We start from the raw sequence: 16,304 nt of genomic DNA, 5'->3' as shown, positions 1-16,304 counted from the left end.
ATGTGGCTCAGGGCTCGGGGCTCAGACGAGGGAGGCGTAGAGGCCGGGGCGGCGGTCGCGCAGGTACGGGTTGTTCGCGCGCGAGGCGGCCAGGAACTCGGGGTCGACGTCGCCGACGACCAGTTCGGTGCCCCGTCCGGCGCGGGCCCGCGCGGCGCCGTCGGGGCCCGCCAGGCAGCTGAGCCCGACGAACTCGAACTCGCCCTCCGGGCCGGTCCGGTTGACGTACGCGACGTACAGCTGGTTCTCGAAGGCGCGGACCGGCACGACGGACTCGGCGACGAACTGGAAGGGGTGCATCTGCGCGGTGGGCACCAGGAGCAGGTCGGTGCCGGCCAGGGCGTGCGCCCGTACGTTCTCCGGGAACTCCACGTCGTAGCAGATCATCATGCCGACGCGGAGGCCGTTCAGCTCGGCCTGGACGACCGGCTCGTCGCCCGGCGTGAACGCCTCCTGCTCGAAGCAGCCGAAGAGGTGGGTCTTGCGGTAGTTCGCGAGGCGGCTGCCGTCGGGGCCGATGAGCTGGGCCGCGTTGTAGACGGTGTCGCCGTCGCGCTCGGGGTAGCCGTAGACGACGGCCAGGCCGTGGCGGACCGCGATGGCGGCGATGGCCTGCGCGGAGGGGCCGTCGGCGGCCTCGGCGAGCTCCGCCACGTCGTCGCCGATGGCGTACCCGGTGAGGAACAGCTCGGGGCAGACGATCAGCCCGGCGCTGGTCTCCGCCGCCCTTCCGGCCGCCTCGTCCAGCACCTTCAGATTCGCGGCGACGTCGGAGAGACGGCCGGAGCTCTGGAGCAGGGCGGTGCGCAACGGCGGCATGGGCAGTCCTCGGCAGGGGCGGAAGTGCAGGGTGGGGTCACTAGACGGTACGTTCCGCCGTTCGGCCCGGACAAGGCGCCACCGTTGCGCGCAGCCGCATGATTCATTGCGCGTGATCAGCGATTGACGGCGATTCGTTGCGCCGCGTTGACGCCGCCCTTACGCCTCAGGTCCCGGGTGCGCTTCCCCCGCGCGGGGGAAGCGGTCCACCCCACGGTGTGATGTGCCGGGCCGCCGGGCGCGGAAGGCTGGTCATGCCCGGAACGGCCGGGCCACCTCATCTCACGACCGTACGGAAGGTCCTGCCATGCCCCGCATCGCGTTCGCCCCCACCCGCACCCGTGTCCTCGCCCTCGGCGTGGCCCTGCTCATCGCCGCCGTGGTCACCGGAGGGGCGACGGCCGCCGGGAACGGAGCCGACGGCCACGCGCCCAGGGAGGCCGCGGCACTGACCGGCAACGCGAAGCTGTACCGGCCGGCCGGGGACGACATCACGTTCAGCTTCGACGCCCATCTGGCGGCCAAGGACACCATGGACCCGGAGGCGGCGTACGGCACGTTCTCCTTCAAGCACGTCTTCCCGGACGGGACGTCCGGCTGGGCGAAGGCGAAGGTGGACTGCCTGGTGACGGGCGGGAAGGTCGCGGTGGTCACCGGCGTCGTGACCGACTCGGACACCCCGTTCAAGGGCAAGCGGGTCGGCGTCACGGTGAACGACGTGGGCACGCACGACCGGCTCGGCTACAGCTGGATAGGCAAGGACTCCGAGACCCAGCAGCTGCCGAAGTGCATGAGCTCGGCGCCCTTCGAGAAGGTCAAGGAAGGGACCGGCGACTTCAAGGTGCTGCCGTGGCAGCCGATATACGAGCAGCCCAAGGGCTAGGCGGTTCTGGCGCACCGCGCCGGCCCCCGCCCGAAGGGCTACGCGGGCGAGCCGGACGTATAGCGCCGGAGCAGTGGCGAGAGCACCAGCACCGACTTGGTCCGCTCCACGTACGGCTCGCCCGCGATCCGCTCAAGGACCCGTTCGAAGTGCCGCATGTCGGAGGCGAAGACCTGGACGATCGCGTCCGCCTCACCGGTGACGGTGGAGGCGGACGCGACCTCGGGGTACCGCTCAAGCCCGCGCTTGATCGCGTCGGGCGAGGTGTTGCGACGGCAGTAGATCTCGATGAACCCCTCGGTCTCCCAGCCGAGGGCCGCCGGGTCCACGCGGACGGTGAACCCGGTGATGGCGCCCTCGGCCCGCAGCCGGTCCACGCGCCGCTTCACGGCGGGCGCGGACAGGCCGATCAGGGAGCCGATGTCGGCGTAGGAGCGCCGGGCATCTTCGGCGAGCGCGTGGACGATGCGTTCATCGAGGTCATTCAGTCGCACTGCGGGTGGATCACTTCTGTGAGGCGGTGGCCAGCCTGGAACGGCGGTAGCCGTAAGCGAAGTAGATCACGAGACCGGCGGCCATCCAGTATCCGAAGTACTCCCAGGTGACCCCGGAGAGGTTCCACATGAGGTAGCCGCAGGTGGCGAAGCCGAGGATCGGGACGACCCAGCCGAGCGGCACCCGGAAGGTGCGCGGCATGTCGGGGCGGGTCACGCGCAGGATGACGACGGCCACGTTGACCAGCGCGAAGGCGAAGAGCGTGCCGATGCTGGTGGCGTCCGCGAGGTTACCGAGCGGCACCGCGGCGGCGAGCACACCGCAGAACAGCGATACGGCGATGGTGTTGGCGACGGGCGTTCCGCTGCGCGGGCTGACCTTGGCGAACACCTTGGGGACGAGGCCGTCGCGGGACATCGCGAAGAGGATGCGGGTCTGGCCGTAGAGCACGGTCAGGACGACGCTCGCGATCGCGATCACGGCGCAGGCCGCGAGCAGCGTGGCCCAGAAGGAGTGTCCGGTGACGTCCTTCATGATCCCGGCGAGCGCCGCCTCCGAGCCCTCGAACTGCTTCCAGGGGCGGGCGCCGACGGCAACGAAGGCGACAAGCACGTACAGCGCGGTGACGATGACGAGCGAGAGCATGATCGCGCGGGGCAGGTCGCGCTTGGGGTTCTTGGCCTCTTCACCGGCCGTGGAGGCCGCGTCGAAGCCGATGTAGGAGAAGAACAGCGACGAGGCGGCCCCGCTCACTCCGGCCGTGCCCATCGGCATGAAGTTGGAGTAGTTGCCCGACTTGAAGCCCATGAAGCCGATGACGCAGAACAGCACCAGGGCGGCGATCTTCACGCCGACCATGATCGTGTTGATGCGGGCGGACTCGCGGGCGCCGCCGAGCAGCAGGCCCATCGCGAGGATCACGACGATCAGGGCCGGCAGGTTGAATATCCCGCCGTCGCCGGGCGGTGCGGACAGCGCGTCGGGGATGGTGACGCCGATCGTGCCGTCCAGGAATTCATTGAGGTACTGGCCCCAGCCGACGGCGACCGCCGCCACCGAGACGCCGTACTCCAGGATCAGGCACCAGCCGCAGATCCAGGCGACGAGTTCGCCGAGCGTTGCGTAAGCGTACGAATACGAAGAGCCCGCGACCGGGATGGAGCCCGCGAGCTCCGCGTAGGAAAGCGCGGAGAAGAGTGCCGTGAGGCCGGCGAGCACGAAGGAGATCGTGACGGCGGGTCCGGCCTTGGGGACGGCCTCTCCGAGCACCACGAAAATGCCGGTGCCGAGCGTCGCACCGATGCTGATCATGGTCAGCTGCCACATGCCGAGCGACCGCTTCAGCGAGCCGCCCTCACCCTGGCCGCCCTCCGCGACCAGCGCTTCTACCGGCTTGCGCCGCATCAGACCGCGACCGGGGCGCGGGCCCCCGGCGGCGGGGGCATCGGTCGAGGGTGGCGCTGCGCCGTGATCCAACACTGAGGTGGCTCCTTATCGCTGCCAATCGGCGGCGGGTGACCGCGACGGCCCGGCCTTCCCGCACAGAGGGATGTTTCGGGCAGCATGGAGCCTTCCCGTGGCCGGTTCCGCCGAGCAGGCGATCCCCGCCACTCCACGTACGGCGAGAACCTTATGGGGTTCCGCTTCCCGGTCGTAATGCAGCAACCTTGCGCATCGGCGGTTGATCATTGCGCGCAAGAGCGACGGATGGGTGTTTGTTGCACATCAACGTTCGATCCGTGCGCAAGCCCTGCTCAGCGGCCTGTTCACGGCCCTGTCCAGTGGTCCTGGTCACGGGTTGCCTTGACACTTCGTCAGGCCTGTTGCAGGGTCGCGCCCCATGGAGCTGGACGTGTCGCACGAGAGGGCCATGAGCTGGCTGGATCCGGGCCCTTTTCTGCGTGGGCTGGCCTGGCTGGACACTGAAGGGCGGCCGGTGCGCGCGGACCCCGACGACACGATGCGGCTGCCGTGGGACACCGGCGAGCGGGCCGCGCTGCCCATCGGGATGCGGGTCGAGTTCACGGCGCGGGGCGCCTCGGCGGTGGAGATCCGCTACCGCGCCCGGGTGTCGGAACCGGACGACGAGCTGGCCGGGCTCGCCCACACCTTCGCGCTGTGGGAGGGCGACCACCTGGTCCACGAGACGGCCGCAGAACCGGTCGAGGAGGGGGTGGTCGCGCTCCAACTCCCGCACCACAACGGGATGTTCACGGTCCATCCGCCCGAGAGCTGCTCCCCGGTGGTGCTCGGCGTGCGTGCGATCGGCGGCACGATCACGCCCGCGCCGCGTGGCCCGCGCTGGCTCGTGCACGGGGACTCGATCACGGAGGGCTGGTGGTCGACCCGGCCCGCACACGCCTGGCCGGCCGTCGCGGGCCGCGCGCTCGGCCTGGACACGGTGAACCTCGGCTACGCGGGCGCGGCGCGCGGCGAACTCCCCACCGCCGAGCAATTGGCACGGCTCCCGGCCGACGTGATCACGCTCGCGTTCGGCACCAACTGCTGGTCGCGCATACCGTTTTCGGCCACCCTGATGCACGAGACGACCCTGGCCTTCATACGCCTCGTACGCCGCGGCCACCCGAAGACCCCGCTGCTCGTGCTCTCTCCCCTGCTGCGCCCGGAGGCCGAGCGGACCCCGAACGCGCTGGGCGCGACGCTGGCCGGGCTGCGCGCGGCCATGGAGGACGCGACGCGGCACCTCATCGCGGCAGGCGACCGCACCCTTCAACTACTGCCTGGACAGGGCCTGTTGGCCCCGAATCACCTCGCGGACGGCCTGCACCCGAACGACGAGGGACATGCGCTCCTCGGCTCGGCGGTGGCGAGGGCACTGGCCCCGTACGTGCCGGAGCCCCCGCGAAAGGAATCGCGGGGGCTCCGGGACGTACGACGGTCGAGCGGCTAGCTCCAGCTGGCGTGCAGCGGCTTGCCCTCGGCGTAGCCGGCGGCGGACTGGATGCCGACGACGGCCTTCGCCTCGAACTCGGCGAGCGAGGACGCACCGGCGTAGGTGCAGGAGGAGCGGACGCCCGCGATGATCGAGTCGATCAGGTCCTCGACGCCCGGGCGGGCCGGGTCGAGGAACATGCGCGAGGTGGAGATGCCCTCCTCGAACAGGGCCTTGCGGGCCCGGTCGTAGGCGGACTCGTCGCTCGTGCGGTTCTTGACCGCGCGGGCGGAGGCCATGCCGAAGGACTCCTTGTAGAGGTGGCCTTCGGCGGAGGTGTGCAGGTCGCCCGGGGACTCGTAGGTGCCCGCGAACCAGGAGCCGATCATGACGTTGGAGGCACCGGCGGCGAGCGCCATGGCGACGTCGCGCGGGTGACGCACTCCACCGTCGGCCCAGACGTGCTTGCCGAACTTCTTGGCCTCGGCGGCGCACTCCAGGACGGCGGAGAACTGCGGCCGGCCGACGCCGGTCATCATGCGGGTCGTGCACATCGCGCCGGGCCCGACGCCCACCTTGATGATGTCGGCGCCGGCCTCGATGAGGTCGCGCACGCCCTCGGCGGCGACGATGTTGCCCGCGACGATCGGGACCTGCGGGTCCAGGCCGCGCACGGCCTTGATCGCGGCGATCATCGACTCCTGGTGGCCGTGCGCGGTGTCCACCACGATGGTGTCCGCGCCGGCGTCCAGGAGCTGCTTGGCCTTGCCGGCCACGTCGCCGTTGATGCCGACGGCGGCGGCGATGCGCAGCTTGCCGTCGGCGTCGGTGGCCGGGGTGTAGAGGGTCGCGCGCAGGGCGCCCTTGCGGGTCAGGATGCCGGCGAGGCGGCCGTCCTTGTCCACGGCGGGGGCGTAGCGGCGGTTGGCGCCGTCGAGCTTGTTGAAGGCCTCGCGCGGGTCGATGTCCGCGTCGAGGAGCAGCAGGTCCTTGGACATGACCTCGGACAGCTGGGTGAAGCGGTCGACGCCCGTCAGGTCGGCGTCGGTGACGACACCGACCGGCTTCTGGTCGGCGTCGACGACGACGCCCGCGTTGTGGGCCCGCTTCGGCAGCAGGGCCAGCGCGTCGGCGACGGTCTGGGTCGGGGCCAGGACGATCGGGGTGTCGAGCACGTGGTGACGCGTCTTGACCCACGAGATGACGTCGGTGACGACCTCGATCGGAATGTCCTGGGGGATCACCACGATGCCGCCGCGGCGGGCCACGGTCTCGGCCATGCGGCGGCCGGAGATCGCGGTCATGTTGGCGACGACGAGCGGGATGGTGGTGCCCGTGCCGTCGGGGGAGGCCAGGTCGACGCCCTGGCGGGAGCCCACCGCGGAGCGGCTCGGCACCATGAACACATCGTCGTACGTCAGGTCGTACGGCGGCTTGATGTCGTTGAGGAAACGCACGTGCTGAACATCCCAGTCGTTCGAGGTGGCCCCAGGCATTTCAGCCAGGGGAAAAGCACGTAGTTCATTGTCCCATGTTCGTACGATTGCGCTGCCCGGGCCGATCGTCCAGGGCCGGGACGTCGGGCCTAGTGCGATCCTCCGAGAGCGAGCACCGCGCACAGGTCCGGGCCCGTCGCCGAGTCCAGGATTTCCCGGGCGACGGCCCACTCCTCGGGGCGTGCCTCGGCGTAGGCCTGCCAGCCGGTGACGATCAGGAGCAGGCCCCGCTCGCCCCTGGGGAGGTCGCCCAGGGAGTCGGCCAGGGCGTCCCAGTTGCGGCCGAACCAGTCGGGGAGGTCCAGGGCCCGGGCGAAGCGGTCCATCAGGGCGGGCTTCGCGGTGACGCCGGTCAGGTCGAGCAGCACCGGGGACCAGCCCTCGGCGCGGGCGCCGGCGAGCAGGCCGGTGAACGGGTCGGCCGTCATCGCAGTACCGCCTTGAACGTCTTGTAGTGGTCGTCGGTGTAGTAGAACTCGCCACCCTGCCCGGTGATGAGGCGCCTCGCGCCGCGGTCCCGGGAGTTCGGGGTGTCGACGGTGTACTCGTGGTAGTAGCCGCGTTTCTGCTGCGGCAGGAGCTTCTCGAAGTTGCCGAACACCACGCCGTCCTTGCTGTACGGGAACGGGCCGCCCTTGTCGATGAGTTTGAGGGTCTGGCGCGCCTCGGGCGGCAGCTGGGCGGCCGGGACCGTGGCCATGCCCTTGCCCCAGGCGGGGGCGGAGGCGGCCGCGGAGGGCCCCGGGCCGGCGGGTTTCGCGGCGTCCTTGCCGCCGCAGCCGACGAGCAGCACGGCGAGGCACGCGAGCACCGAGGCGAGGGCGATCCGGGCAAACCTGTTGATCATGCTCTGATGCTCCCATCCGATGGCGGTACGAGCGAATGCGTACCCAGATGTCCCCGGGTCACGATGGAGGCATGCTGCTCGCCGACGTGGCCAGAACCTCGGCCGAGATCGCCGCCACCTCCTCGCGCTCGGCGAAGTCCGCGCTGCTCGCCCGGCTGTTCTCGGCCACCGAGCCGGACGAGGCGCCGCTGGTCGTCACCTATCTCGCGGGGCGGTTGCCCCAGCGGCGCACCGGGCTCGGGTGGAGTTCGCTCAAGGACCGGCCGCCGCCCGCCGCCTCGGCCCGTTTGACCGTCCGGGAGGTCGACCAGCGGCTTGATCGGATCTCGGCCGTGGCCGGAAAGGGAGCCCAGGGTGAGCGCAGGCGGCTTGCCGGGGAGCTCATGGCGGCGGCCACCGAGGAGGAGCAGCACTTCCTGTTCGCGCTGATCACCGGCGAGGTGCGGCAGGGCGCGCTGGACGCGGCGGCCGTCGAGGGGCTCGCGGCGGCGGCCGGTGCCCCCGTGGCGGATGTGCGGCGCGCGGTGATGCTGGGCGGCTCGCTCGGCACCGTGGCCCGGGCGCTGCTCGCGGAGGGCCCGGCCGCGCTCGCCGCCTTCCGGCTCGACGTGGGCCGCCCCGTCCTGCCGATGCTCGCGCAGAGCGCCAAGGACGTCGCCGAGGCGCTCGACCGGCTCGGCCCGTGCGCGGTCGAGGAGAAGCTCGACGGCATCCGCGCCCAGGTGCACAAGGACGGCGATGCCGTACGCGTCTTCACCCGCACCCTTGACGAGATCACCGAGCGCTTGCCCGAAGTGGTGGCCGTAGCAGAGGAGTTGAGCGCAGAGCGCGCCGTTCTTGACGGCGAGGTGATCGCGCTCGGTCCCGACGGGCGGCCCCGTTCGTTCCAGGACATCGCGGGACGCGTCGGTTCACGGCTCGATGTCGCCGGCGCCCAGGACCGGCTGCCGCTCTCCCCCGTCTTCTTCGACCTGCTGTCGGTGGACGGCCGGGATCTGCTCGACCTGCCGGTGCGCGAGCGGCACGCCGAGCTCGCCCGCATCGCGCCCGAGCCCCGGCGCGTACGGCGGTTCGTGGTGGCGGATCCGGCCGATCCCCAACTGCGGCTCGACGCCGAGGAGTTCGCGGCCGCGACGCTGGAGCGCGGGCACGAGGGCGTGGTCCTGAAGGCGCTCGACTCGACGTACGCGGCGGGGCGGCGCGGCGCCTCCTGGCTGAAGGTCAAGCCCGTGCACACCCTCGACCTGGTGGTCCTCGCGGCCGAGTGGGGGCACGGCCGGCGCACCGGCACGCTGTCCAACCTGCACCTCGGGGCGCGCCGCGAGGACGGCACGTTCGCGATGCTGGGCAAGACGTTCAAGGGGCTCACCGACGCGCTGCTCGCCTGGCAGACGGAGCGGCTGCGGGAGTTGGCGGTGGCCGAGGAGCCGTGGGGCGTGCGGGTGCGGCCGGAACTCGTCGTCGAGGTGGCCTTCGACGGCGTACAGAGATCATCTCGGTACCCGGAAGGGGTGACACTTCGGTTCGCACGGGTAGTGCGCTATCGCGAGGACAAGAGGGCCTCGGATGCGGACACGGTCGCGACAGTCATCTCACTGCGCGGCGGGAGGGATTGAACCGGTGGAGCAGGGTCACAGCACGGCGCAGCGGGAGCAGGCACGACGGCGGGCGCAGGAGGCGGGGCTCGCGGCCGCCAGGCTGACCGCCGAGGGGGTGCGGACGGTGGCGCTGACCTGGGTGGACGTCGCGGGCCTCACCCGCGTCAAGGTCGTGCCGACCACACGGCTCGCCCAGGTCGCGGCCCACGGGGTGGGCATGTCGCCGGTCTTCGACGTGTACCTGGTGGACGACTCGGTCACCAGCAGTGCGCACATCGGCGGGCCCGACGGCGACCTCCGCCTCATCCCCGACCTCGACCGGCTCACCGTGCTCGCCGCCCAGCCCGGCTGGGCGTGGGCGCCGATCGACCGCTTCGAGCAGTCGGGGCAGCCCTACGACGCCTGCCAGCGGCAGTTCGCGCGCCGGATGACCGAGCGGGCCGCCGAGCGCGGCATCGAGCTGCGGATGGGCTTCGAGACGGAGTGGATCGTCGACCCGCCGCTGGCGGGCCCGGCGTACGGGATGGCGCGGGTCGTCGAGCGCTCGGCGTACGTGGGCGATGTGGTCGGCGCGCTTGAGGCGCAGGGCGTCGAGGTGCTCCAGATCCACCCGGAGTACACGCCGGGCCAGTTCGAGGTTTCGGTCGCCCCCGCGGACCCGGTGGGGGCCGCGGATCTCGTGGTCCTTGTCCGCGAGACGATCCGGGCGGTGTCGCTCCAGCACGGGCTGACCCCGTGGTTCGGGCCGGTCGTCGACCCCGAGGGCGTCGGCAACGGCGGCCATGTCCACCTCAGCCTCTGGCAGGACGGCCGCAATCTGTGCCGGGGCGGCGACGGCCCCTGTGGGATGACGTCGACCAGCGAGTCCTTCCTCGCCGGGATCCTCGACGCGCTGCCCGCGCTGCTCGCCATCGGCGCTCCGACCCCGGCGAGCTACCTCCGCCTGGCGCCGTCGCGCTGGGCCGGGGCCTTCCAGTGCTGGGGCCCTGAGAACCGGGAGGCGGCACTGCGGTTCGTCGCCGGGCCGCCCGGCGCCGAGGAGGCGGCGAACGCCGAGGTCAAGTCGTTCGACCCGGCCGCCAACCCGTACCTCGTGACCGGCGCGGTGATCGCCGCCGGGCTCGCCGGGCTCGACGCGGGCCTGCGCCTGCCCGAGCCGGTGTCGGGCGACCCCGTCAACGCCGGAGGTTCCCGGCGGCTGCCCGCCTCGCTGCCCGAGGCGCTCAGCCACTTCACGGAGTCGGCGGTGCTGCGCGAGGCGCTCGGCGACCGGCTCTTCGAGGCGATCGTCTCGGTGCGCCAGGCCGAGACGAAGCTCTTCGACGGCCACAGTCCGCAGGAGATCGCCGAGGCCACGCGCGGGAGGTACTGAGTGCTGCCGCTCGTCGACCACCACTGTCACGGCGTGCTGCGCTCCGACCCCGACGACGCCGCCTTCGAGGCGTTCCTGACCGAGTCCGACACCCCGGCCGCGCCCGGCACCAGCTTCTTCGACACCCAGCTCGGCTTCGCGGTGCGCCGCTGGTGCCCGCCGCTGCTCGGCCTCGACGCGCACTGCCCGCCGGAGCGCTACCTGGCCCGCCGCCGCGAGCTGGGCGCCCAGGAGGCCAATCGGCTGTTCCTGAGCGCCAGCGGCATCAGCACGTTCCTGGTCGACACGGGGCTGACCGGCGACCTGACGAGCCCGGCCGAGCTGGCCGAGGCGAGCGGGGCCGCGGCGCGCGAGATCGTACGCCTGGAACTCCTCGCGGAGCGCGTCGCCGAGGAGGTGCGGGATCCGGACAAGTTCCTGGCGGCCCTCGCCGATGCCATAGCCGCCGCGGCCCGCACCGCGGCGGGCTTCAAATCGGTCGCCGGGTACCGGTACGGCCTGGACCTCGCCCCCGAGCCGCCGGGCCCGGCCGAGCTGCGCGCGGCCACCGCGGGCTGGCTGGCCGCCGGGGCCGGCCGGATCGCCTCGCCCGTACTGCTGCGCCATCTGCTGTGGTCGGCGGCGGGGACGGGGCTGCCGCTCCAGCTGCACACCGGGTTCGGCGACCCCGACCTCAGGCTGCACCGCTGCGATCCGCTGCTGCTCACCGATTTCATCCGGGCGGTGCGCCCGACGGGCTGCCGGCTGATCCTGCTGCACGGCTATCCGTACCACCGCAACGCCGCCTACCTGGCGCAGGTGTACCCGCATGTGTATGCCGACGTGGGCCTCTCGCTCACGCACACCGGGGCGCGGGCAGGGGCGGTGCTCGCCGAGTTCCTCGAACTGGCCCCGTTCGGCAAGCTGCTGTTCTCGACGGACGCCTACGGCCTCGCGGAGCTGTACGTCGTGGGGGCGCGGCTCTACCGGGAGGCCCTGGACCGGCTCCTGAACGGCTGGACCGGGTCCGGGGCGTGGTCGGCCGCGGACGCGGAGCGGGTGGCGGCGCTGGTGTCGGCGGGCAACGCCGAGCGGGTCTACGGCACGTGAGTCGTACCGGGGGCGCGGGCCCCCGGTACGTCAGATTCCGTCCGGGTCCGCGCGGTCGAGGGCGGGCCGCGGCTTGGGCCCGGTCTCGTTGAGCAGGAAATCGGCCGCGGCCGTGTCCGTGACCAGGCTGGTCACCAGGCCGGAGCGGAGCACCGCGTCGATCGCCGCGGCCTTGCGCTGGCCCCCGGCGATCGCGACGACCTCCGGGATGCGGCGCAGCCGGTCCGCCTCGACGGTGATGCAGCGCTCCCCCAGGTCGCGCCCGACCCGGCGGCCCTCCGCGTCGAAGAGGTGCGCGGACATCTCGGCGGCGACGCCGAGCGAGGCGTAGTGCGCCCGCTCCTCGTCGGTCAGCATGTCGTGGACCGTGGAGATGCCCGGCTCCCACGAGCCGATGGACACCGCGGCGACGGTGACCTTGTCGAAGTACTCGAAGGCGCGGGCGATCCCGGTCTGGTTGCGCAGCGCGGCGGCGGTGGCCGGGTCGGGCAGCAGCATCGGGGCGTAGATGGGGTGGGCCTCGCCGCCGGAGACCTGGGCGGCCCGGCGGACGGCCTCGACGGAGCCGCGCTCGGCGGTGCCCGCGTCGTACACACCGGTCAGCTGGACGACCGTGCAGGGCGGCAGCCGGTCGAGGGCGGCGGCCATGTGGATGGTGGAGCGGCCCCAGGCCAGGCCCAGGACGTCGCCCTCGCTGACGAGCTCGCCGAGCAGGTCGGCGGCCGTCTCTCCGAGGTTCTCCGGGTCGGGCGAGGTCTCCTCGCCCTCGGCCGGGGACTCGACGACCACCGCGTGCCGCAGTCCGTACCGGGCGCGCAGGGCGTCGGAGCGCTCCGCGTCCAGTTCGGCGGGGACGCGGATCTCGATCCGTACGAGATCCCGCTCCAGGGCGGTCTCCAGGACCCGGGCCACCTTGAAGCGGCTCACGCCGAACTCCTCGGCGATCTGGATCTTGGACTTCCCCTCCAGGTAGAAGCGGCGGGCCATGGCCGCCGCCTGCACCAGCTCCGCGGGTCCCATCCGCAGGGCTGACCGACCCGCCGACATTGCAGACACCGCGATCTCCTCACTGCTGTTCACAACTGCTGTTCACGCACCGGACTCGCTGTTCATCCTGTCAGATCCAACGGTCCTTGATCAGCCCCGAAGGGTTCCGTTCACTCAGTGGCGGCTCAGTGTGCGCATGCCCAGGGTGCGCCTGCCGTCGCCTGTTCAGCCATGGAGCGCAGGGTGCGCACCGCTTCGGCCGGGTCGTGGGCCCCGTAGACGGCCGAACCGGCGACGAAGACGTCCGCTCCGGCCTCGGCACAGCGCTCGATCGTGGAGGCCGAGACGCCGCCGTCGATCTGGAGCCACAGTTCAAGTCCGTGTTTGCTGATCAGCTCACGGGTCCGGCGGATCTTCGGCAGCATGATGTCGAGGAAGGACTGGCCGCCGAAGCCCGGCTCCACCGTCATGATCAGCAGCATGTCGAGCTCGGGGAGCAGGTCCTCGTACGGCTCGATCGGCGTCGCGGGCTTCAGCGCCATCGACGCGCGGGCGCCCTTGGCACGGATCTCCCGGGCAAGCCGGACCGGGGCCGCCGCCGCCTCCACGTGGAAGGTGACCGAGCCGGCCCCCGCCTCCACGTACTGCGGGGCCCAGCGGTCCGGGTCCTCGATCATCAGATGGCAGTCCAGCGGCGTCTTCGTCGCCCGGCTGAGGGATTCCACTACGGGCACCCCCAGCGTGAGGTTGGGCACGAAGTGGTTGTCCATCACATCGACATGCAGCCAGTCGGCGCCTTGGACGGCCTTTGCCTCGTCGGCCAGCCTGGCGAAGTCCGCGGAAAGGATGCTGGGGTTGATCTGAGCCATGCCCCAAGCCTGCCATGCCCTGGGCAACTTGCCTGCCACAGTGCCGGTCGAAGCCTGTCCGGATCCGTGCGGACCGGGCGATCCTGCGGATACGGAAGGCTGCGGGGCGTGATCCTTTGGCTGCCTGGGCGTGCGACAGGAGCCCTTTCGGCACGCCGGCAGCCAAACCGTGATCCGCTCAACTCCCGTACGGGGGCGCCGAGTTCGGGCCCGGACGGATCCGGGCCCGGCTCGTCAGGCCGTGCGCCTCAGCAGCGCCAGGTACATCGCGTCCGTGCCGTGCAGGTGCGGCCACAGCTGTACGTCGGGGCCCTCTCCCAGGCCCGCGACGCCGGGCATGAGCGGGCGCGCGTCGATCCAGTCGGCCTCAACGGGCTCGGCGCCGCCTCGGCCCTTGAGGACGTCCTCAACGACGATCCGCGTCTCCGCCAGGTGCGGCGAGCAGGTGGCGTATCCGACGACGCCGCCGACGCGGACCGCCGACAGGGCTTCGCGCAGCAGCCCGCGCTGGAGCGGAGCGAATCCCTCCAGGTCCTCCGGGCGGCGGCGCCAGCGGGCCTCCGGGCGGCGGCGCAGAGCGCCGAGCCCGGAGCAGGGCACGTCGACCAGAACGCGGTCGAAGGACCCGGGCAGCCACGGCGGGCGCGTGCCGTCGGCCGCGATGACCTGGTACGGGCCCGGGTTGCCGGCCAGGGCGCGCTCGACGAGGCGGGCCCGGTGCGGCTGCTTCTCGGAGGCGAGCAGCGCGGCGCCGCGGCCGGCGGCCAGGGCGGCGAGCAGCGCGGCTTTGCCGCCGGGCCCCGCGCAGCCGTCCAGCCAGCGCTCGTCGCGGCCCTCCAGGGGGGCGTTGGCGAGAGCGGCGGCCACCAGCTGGCTGCCCTCGTCCTGCACGCCGGCCCGGCCCTCCCGTACGGCGTCCAGGGCTCCGGGCTCGCCGCCCTCGGCCATCCGCACGGCGTACGGCGACCAGCGGCCGGGCAGGCCGCCCTCCTCGCCGAGCGCGTCGAGGAGTTCGTCGGTGGTGGAGCGGCCCGGGCGGGCGACCAGCGTCACCTCGGGGCGCTCGTTGTCGGCCTCCAAGAGGTCCTCGATGCCGGCCCGGCCGCCGCCGAGGGCGTCCCAGAGCGCGGAGACGACCCAGCGCGGATGCGAGTGGACGACCGCGAGGTGGTCCTCGGCGTCGTCCTCATAAGAGGGCGCGACCTTCTCCAGCCAGCCGTCGAGGTCGTCCGCCGAGATCTTCCGCAGGACGGCGTTGACGAACTTGGCCCGCCCGTCACCGAGCACCACACGGGCCAGCTCCACGCTCGCGGAGACCGCGGCGTGGGTGGGGATCCGGGTGCCGAGCAGCTGGTGCGCGCCGAGCGCGAGCACGTCGAGCACCGGCGGGTCGACCTCGCGCAGCGGCCGGTCGATGCAGGCCGCGATGATCGCGTCGTACGTGCCCTGTCGGCGCAGCGTCCCGTAGACGAGCTCGGTGGCGAGCGCCGCGTCCCGGGCGTCGAAGTTCCCGCCCTCGCGCGCCTTGCGGAGCAGCGGGGGCAGGACGAGGTTGGCGTAGGCGTCGCGCTCGTCGACGGCCCGCAGTGCCTCGAAGGCGAGGATGCGGACCGGGTCCTTCTTGGGACGGCGGTACGGCTTGCCGGCCTTGCCCGCGTTGGGGTTCGGGCTGCGACGTGGCGAATCGTTCACGTGAAAGGTGCTCCGCGGATCAGATGGGGCGAACCCCCTCAGCGTACGTCCGCCGCCCCCAGGCGCTCACCCGGGGCGATGCGGACCCCGCGGGCCCAGTCCGCGCCGCGCATCGGCTTCTTGCCCTGGGGCTGGACCCAGAGCAGTTCCACGGCGTGCGAACCGGTGCCGACGTACACGTTGTTCTTGGCGACGGAGAGCTCGCCGGGCGCGAGGTCGGTGCGGTCGGTGACCAGCGCCGCCTGGATGAGCTTGAGGCGCTCGCCGCGGAACACGGTCCAGGCGCCGGGCGCGGGCGTGCAGCCGCGCACCACGCGGTCGACCCGCAGCGCGGGGGCCGCCCAGTCGATGTGCGCCATCTCGACGGTGATCTTCGGAGCGAGCGAGATCCCGTCGGCGGGCTGCGGAACGGCCTTCAGGGAGCCGTCCTCGATGCCGTCCATGGTCGCCGCGAGCAGCCCTGAGCCCGCGAACGCGAGCCGGGTGAGCAGGTCGCCGCTGGTGTCCGTGGGCCGGACCTCCTCGGTGACGGTGCCGTACACCGGGCCCGAGTCGAGCCCCTCCTCGATGAGGAAGGTGGCGGCGCCGGTGATCTCGTCGCCCGCCATGACGGCGTGCTGGACGGGCGCGGCCCCACGCCAGGCGGGCAGCAGCGAGAAGTGCAGGTTGACCCAGCCGTGCGCCGGGATGTCGAGGGCGACCTTGGGAAGGAGCGCCCCGTACGCGACGACCGGGCAGCAGTCCGGCGCGATCTCGCGCAGCCGGGCCAGGAACTGCTCGTCACGCGGCTTCACGGGCTTGAGCACCTCGATGCCGGCCTCCGCGGCACGCTCGGCGACCGGGCTCGCCACCAGCCGGCGGCCGCGCCCGGCGGGTGCGTCGGGCCGGGTGACGACCGCGGCGACCTCGTGCCGGCCGGATGCGATCAGGGCGTCCAGGGCGGGGACGGCGACCTCGGGGGTGCCTGCGAAGACGAGCTTCACTGGGGGTTACCTCGCTTTGTCGAGAGCAGCGTCTCAGTCTATGGGCCCCTGGGCGGCGGGCGTACGCGCAGGTGTCGAGGACGGTGCGGCCCTCCCGTCCGCCGCTCTTACGGCAGGGGCGTACGGGGACTTGTGCGCCCTGTGCATATGCCCATACGCCCCCGCAGCGTGACCACAACAGCGGGTAGCGCGTTGGTCAAGAGAGATTGACCGAACCGGGCCGCTTCTGCGGCCCGCGCCATTTCAGCACTACCAGCACGTCAACACAGCACAGCAGAACG

Annotated in this window: 15 protein-coding genes; 5 read left to right on the top strand and 10 right to left on the bottom strand. The window is 72.2% G+C overall.

Translation table 11 applies throughout. The features are described 5' to 3' along the window. Window positions 1-21: 21 nt before the first annotated feature. Window positions 22-819, bottom strand: coding sequence for a carbon-nitrogen hydrolase family protein (locus OHA17_RS32675; RefSeq protein WP_406509479.1), 798 nt, complete (start codon window positions 817-819; stop codon window positions 22-24). A 307-nt stretch (window positions 820-1,126) separates the two neighbouring features. On the opposite strand from OHA17_RS32675, the gene OHA17_RS32670 reads away from it, so the two are divergent. Then, on the top strand, window positions 1,127-1,702 hold the full coding sequence (locus tag OHA17_RS32670; RefSeq protein WP_406509478.1) for a hypothetical protein: 576 nt from the start codon (window positions 1,127-1,129) through the stop codon (window positions 1,700-1,702). 38 nt (window positions 1,703-1,740) lie between these two features. Here OHA17_RS32670 and OHA17_RS32665 read toward each other — a convergent pair whose 3' ends face one another. Together OHA17_RS32665 and OHA17_RS32660 are read right to left on the bottom strand one after the other, a co-directional pair. Continuing rightward, window positions 1,741-2,196, bottom strand: coding sequence for an Lrp/AsnC family transcriptional regulator (locus OHA17_RS32665; RefSeq protein WP_053724485.1), 456 nt, complete (start codon window positions 2,194-2,196; stop codon window positions 1,741-1,743). A gap of 10 nt (window positions 2,197-2,206) precedes the next feature. Beyond that, the gene (locus OHA17_RS32660) at window positions 2,207-3,676 is read right to left on the bottom strand and encodes an amino acid permease (RefSeq protein WP_406509477.1); all 1,470 of its coding nucleotides are present in this window, start codon (window positions 3,674-3,676) and stop codon (window positions 2,207-2,209) included. Between the two features lie 391 nt (window positions 3,677-4,067). Between OHA17_RS32660 and OHA17_RS32655 the strand changes: the two genes are divergently transcribed. After that, complete coding sequence (locus tag OHA17_RS32655) at window positions 4,068-5,108, top strand: GDSL-type esterase/lipase family protein (RefSeq protein WP_406510871.1); 1,041 nt, start codon at window positions 4,068-4,070, stop codon at window positions 5,106-5,108. On the opposite strand, the gene OHA17_RS32650 is transcribed toward OHA17_RS32655, so the two are convergent. The 3 genes from OHA17_RS32650 to OHA17_RS32640 form a co-directional block, all read right to left on the bottom strand. After that, complete coding sequence (locus OHA17_RS32650; RefSeq protein WP_406509476.1) at window positions 5,105-6,586, bottom strand: GuaB1 family IMP dehydrogenase-related protein; 1,482 nt, start codon at window positions 6,584-6,586, stop codon at window positions 5,105-5,107. The two genes, OHA17_RS32655 and OHA17_RS32650, sit on opposite strands and share 4 nt — an antisense overlap. An 89-nt stretch (window positions 6,587-6,675) precedes the next feature. Next, entirely contained in the window at window positions 6,676-7,014 is a 339-nt protein-coding gene (locus OHA17_RS32645; protein WP_406509475.1) for a barstar family protein, read from the bottom strand. Beyond that, window positions 7,011-7,433, bottom strand: coding sequence for a ribonuclease domain-containing protein (locus OHA17_RS32640; protein WP_406509474.1), 423 nt, complete (start codon window positions 7,431-7,433; stop codon window positions 7,011-7,013). The genes OHA17_RS32645 and OHA17_RS32640 overlap by 4 nt, the downstream gene beginning before the upstream one ends. 71 nt (window positions 7,434-7,504) lie before the next feature. Here OHA17_RS32640 and OHA17_RS32635 point away from each other — a divergent pair, with 71 nt between their 5' ends. From OHA17_RS32635 to OHA17_RS32625, 3 genes are read left to right on the top strand one after another with little or no spacing between them, the layout of a single operon-like run. Then, window positions 7,505-9,049 (top strand): ATP-dependent DNA ligase, encoded by a 1,545-nt coding sequence (locus OHA17_RS32635; protein ID WP_406509473.1) that lies wholly within the window; start codon window positions 7,505-7,507, stop codon window positions 9,047-9,049. Window positions 9,050-9,053: 4 nt separating this feature from the next. After that, window positions 9,054-10,403 (top strand): glutamine synthetase family protein, encoded by a 1,350-nt coding sequence (locus OHA17_RS32630; protein WP_406509472.1) that lies wholly within the window; start codon window positions 9,054-9,056, stop codon window positions 10,401-10,403. Next, a complete protein-coding gene (locus OHA17_RS32625) occupies window positions 10,404-11,492 on the top strand; it encodes an amidohydrolase family protein (protein WP_406509471.1) in 1,089 nt (362 codons plus the stop codon). 30 nt (window positions 11,493-11,522) lie between these two features. Here the strand turns inward: OHA17_RS32625 and OHA17_RS32620 are convergent, their stop codons facing one another. From OHA17_RS32620 to fmt, 4 genes are all read right to left on the bottom strand, one after another. Next, the gene (locus OHA17_RS32620; protein ID WP_078966155.1) at window positions 11,523-12,572 is read right to left on the bottom strand and encodes a sugar-binding transcriptional regulator; all 1,050 of its coding nucleotides are present in this window, start codon (window positions 12,570-12,572) and stop codon (window positions 11,523-11,525) included. Window positions 12,573-12,664: 92 nt separating this feature from the next. After that, the gene (gene rpe, locus OHA17_RS32615) at window positions 12,665-13,348 is read right to left on the bottom strand and encodes a ribulose-phosphate 3-epimerase (protein WP_398881287.1); all 684 of its coding nucleotides are present in this window, start codon (window positions 13,346-13,348) and stop codon (window positions 12,665-12,667) included. 234 nt (window positions 13,349-13,582) lie between these two features. Further along, the gene (locus OHA17_RS32610; protein WP_406509470.1) at window positions 13,583-15,040 is read right to left on the bottom strand and encodes an RsmB/NOP family class I SAM-dependent RNA methyltransferase; all 1,458 of its coding nucleotides are present in this window, start codon (window positions 15,038-15,040) and stop codon (window positions 13,583-13,585) included. A gap of 38 nt (window positions 15,041-15,078) precedes the next feature. Further along, window positions 15,079-16,023 carry a methionyl-tRNA formyltransferase gene (gene fmt / locus OHA17_RS32605; RefSeq protein ID WP_406509469.1) on the bottom strand — a complete coding sequence of 315 codons (945 nt, stop codon included), beginning with the start codon at window positions 16,021-16,023 and terminating at the stop codon, window positions 15,079-15,081. Window positions 16,024-16,304: the final 281 nt, after the last annotated feature.

The organism is Streptomyces sp. NBC_00212 (assembly GCF_045206365.1).
Lineage (GTDB): Bacteria > Actinomycetota > Actinomycetes > Streptomycetales > Streptomycetaceae > Streptomyces.
Note: the sequence above shows the minus strand (reverse complement) of the source record. Positions and strands in the feature narration are given on the sequence as shown.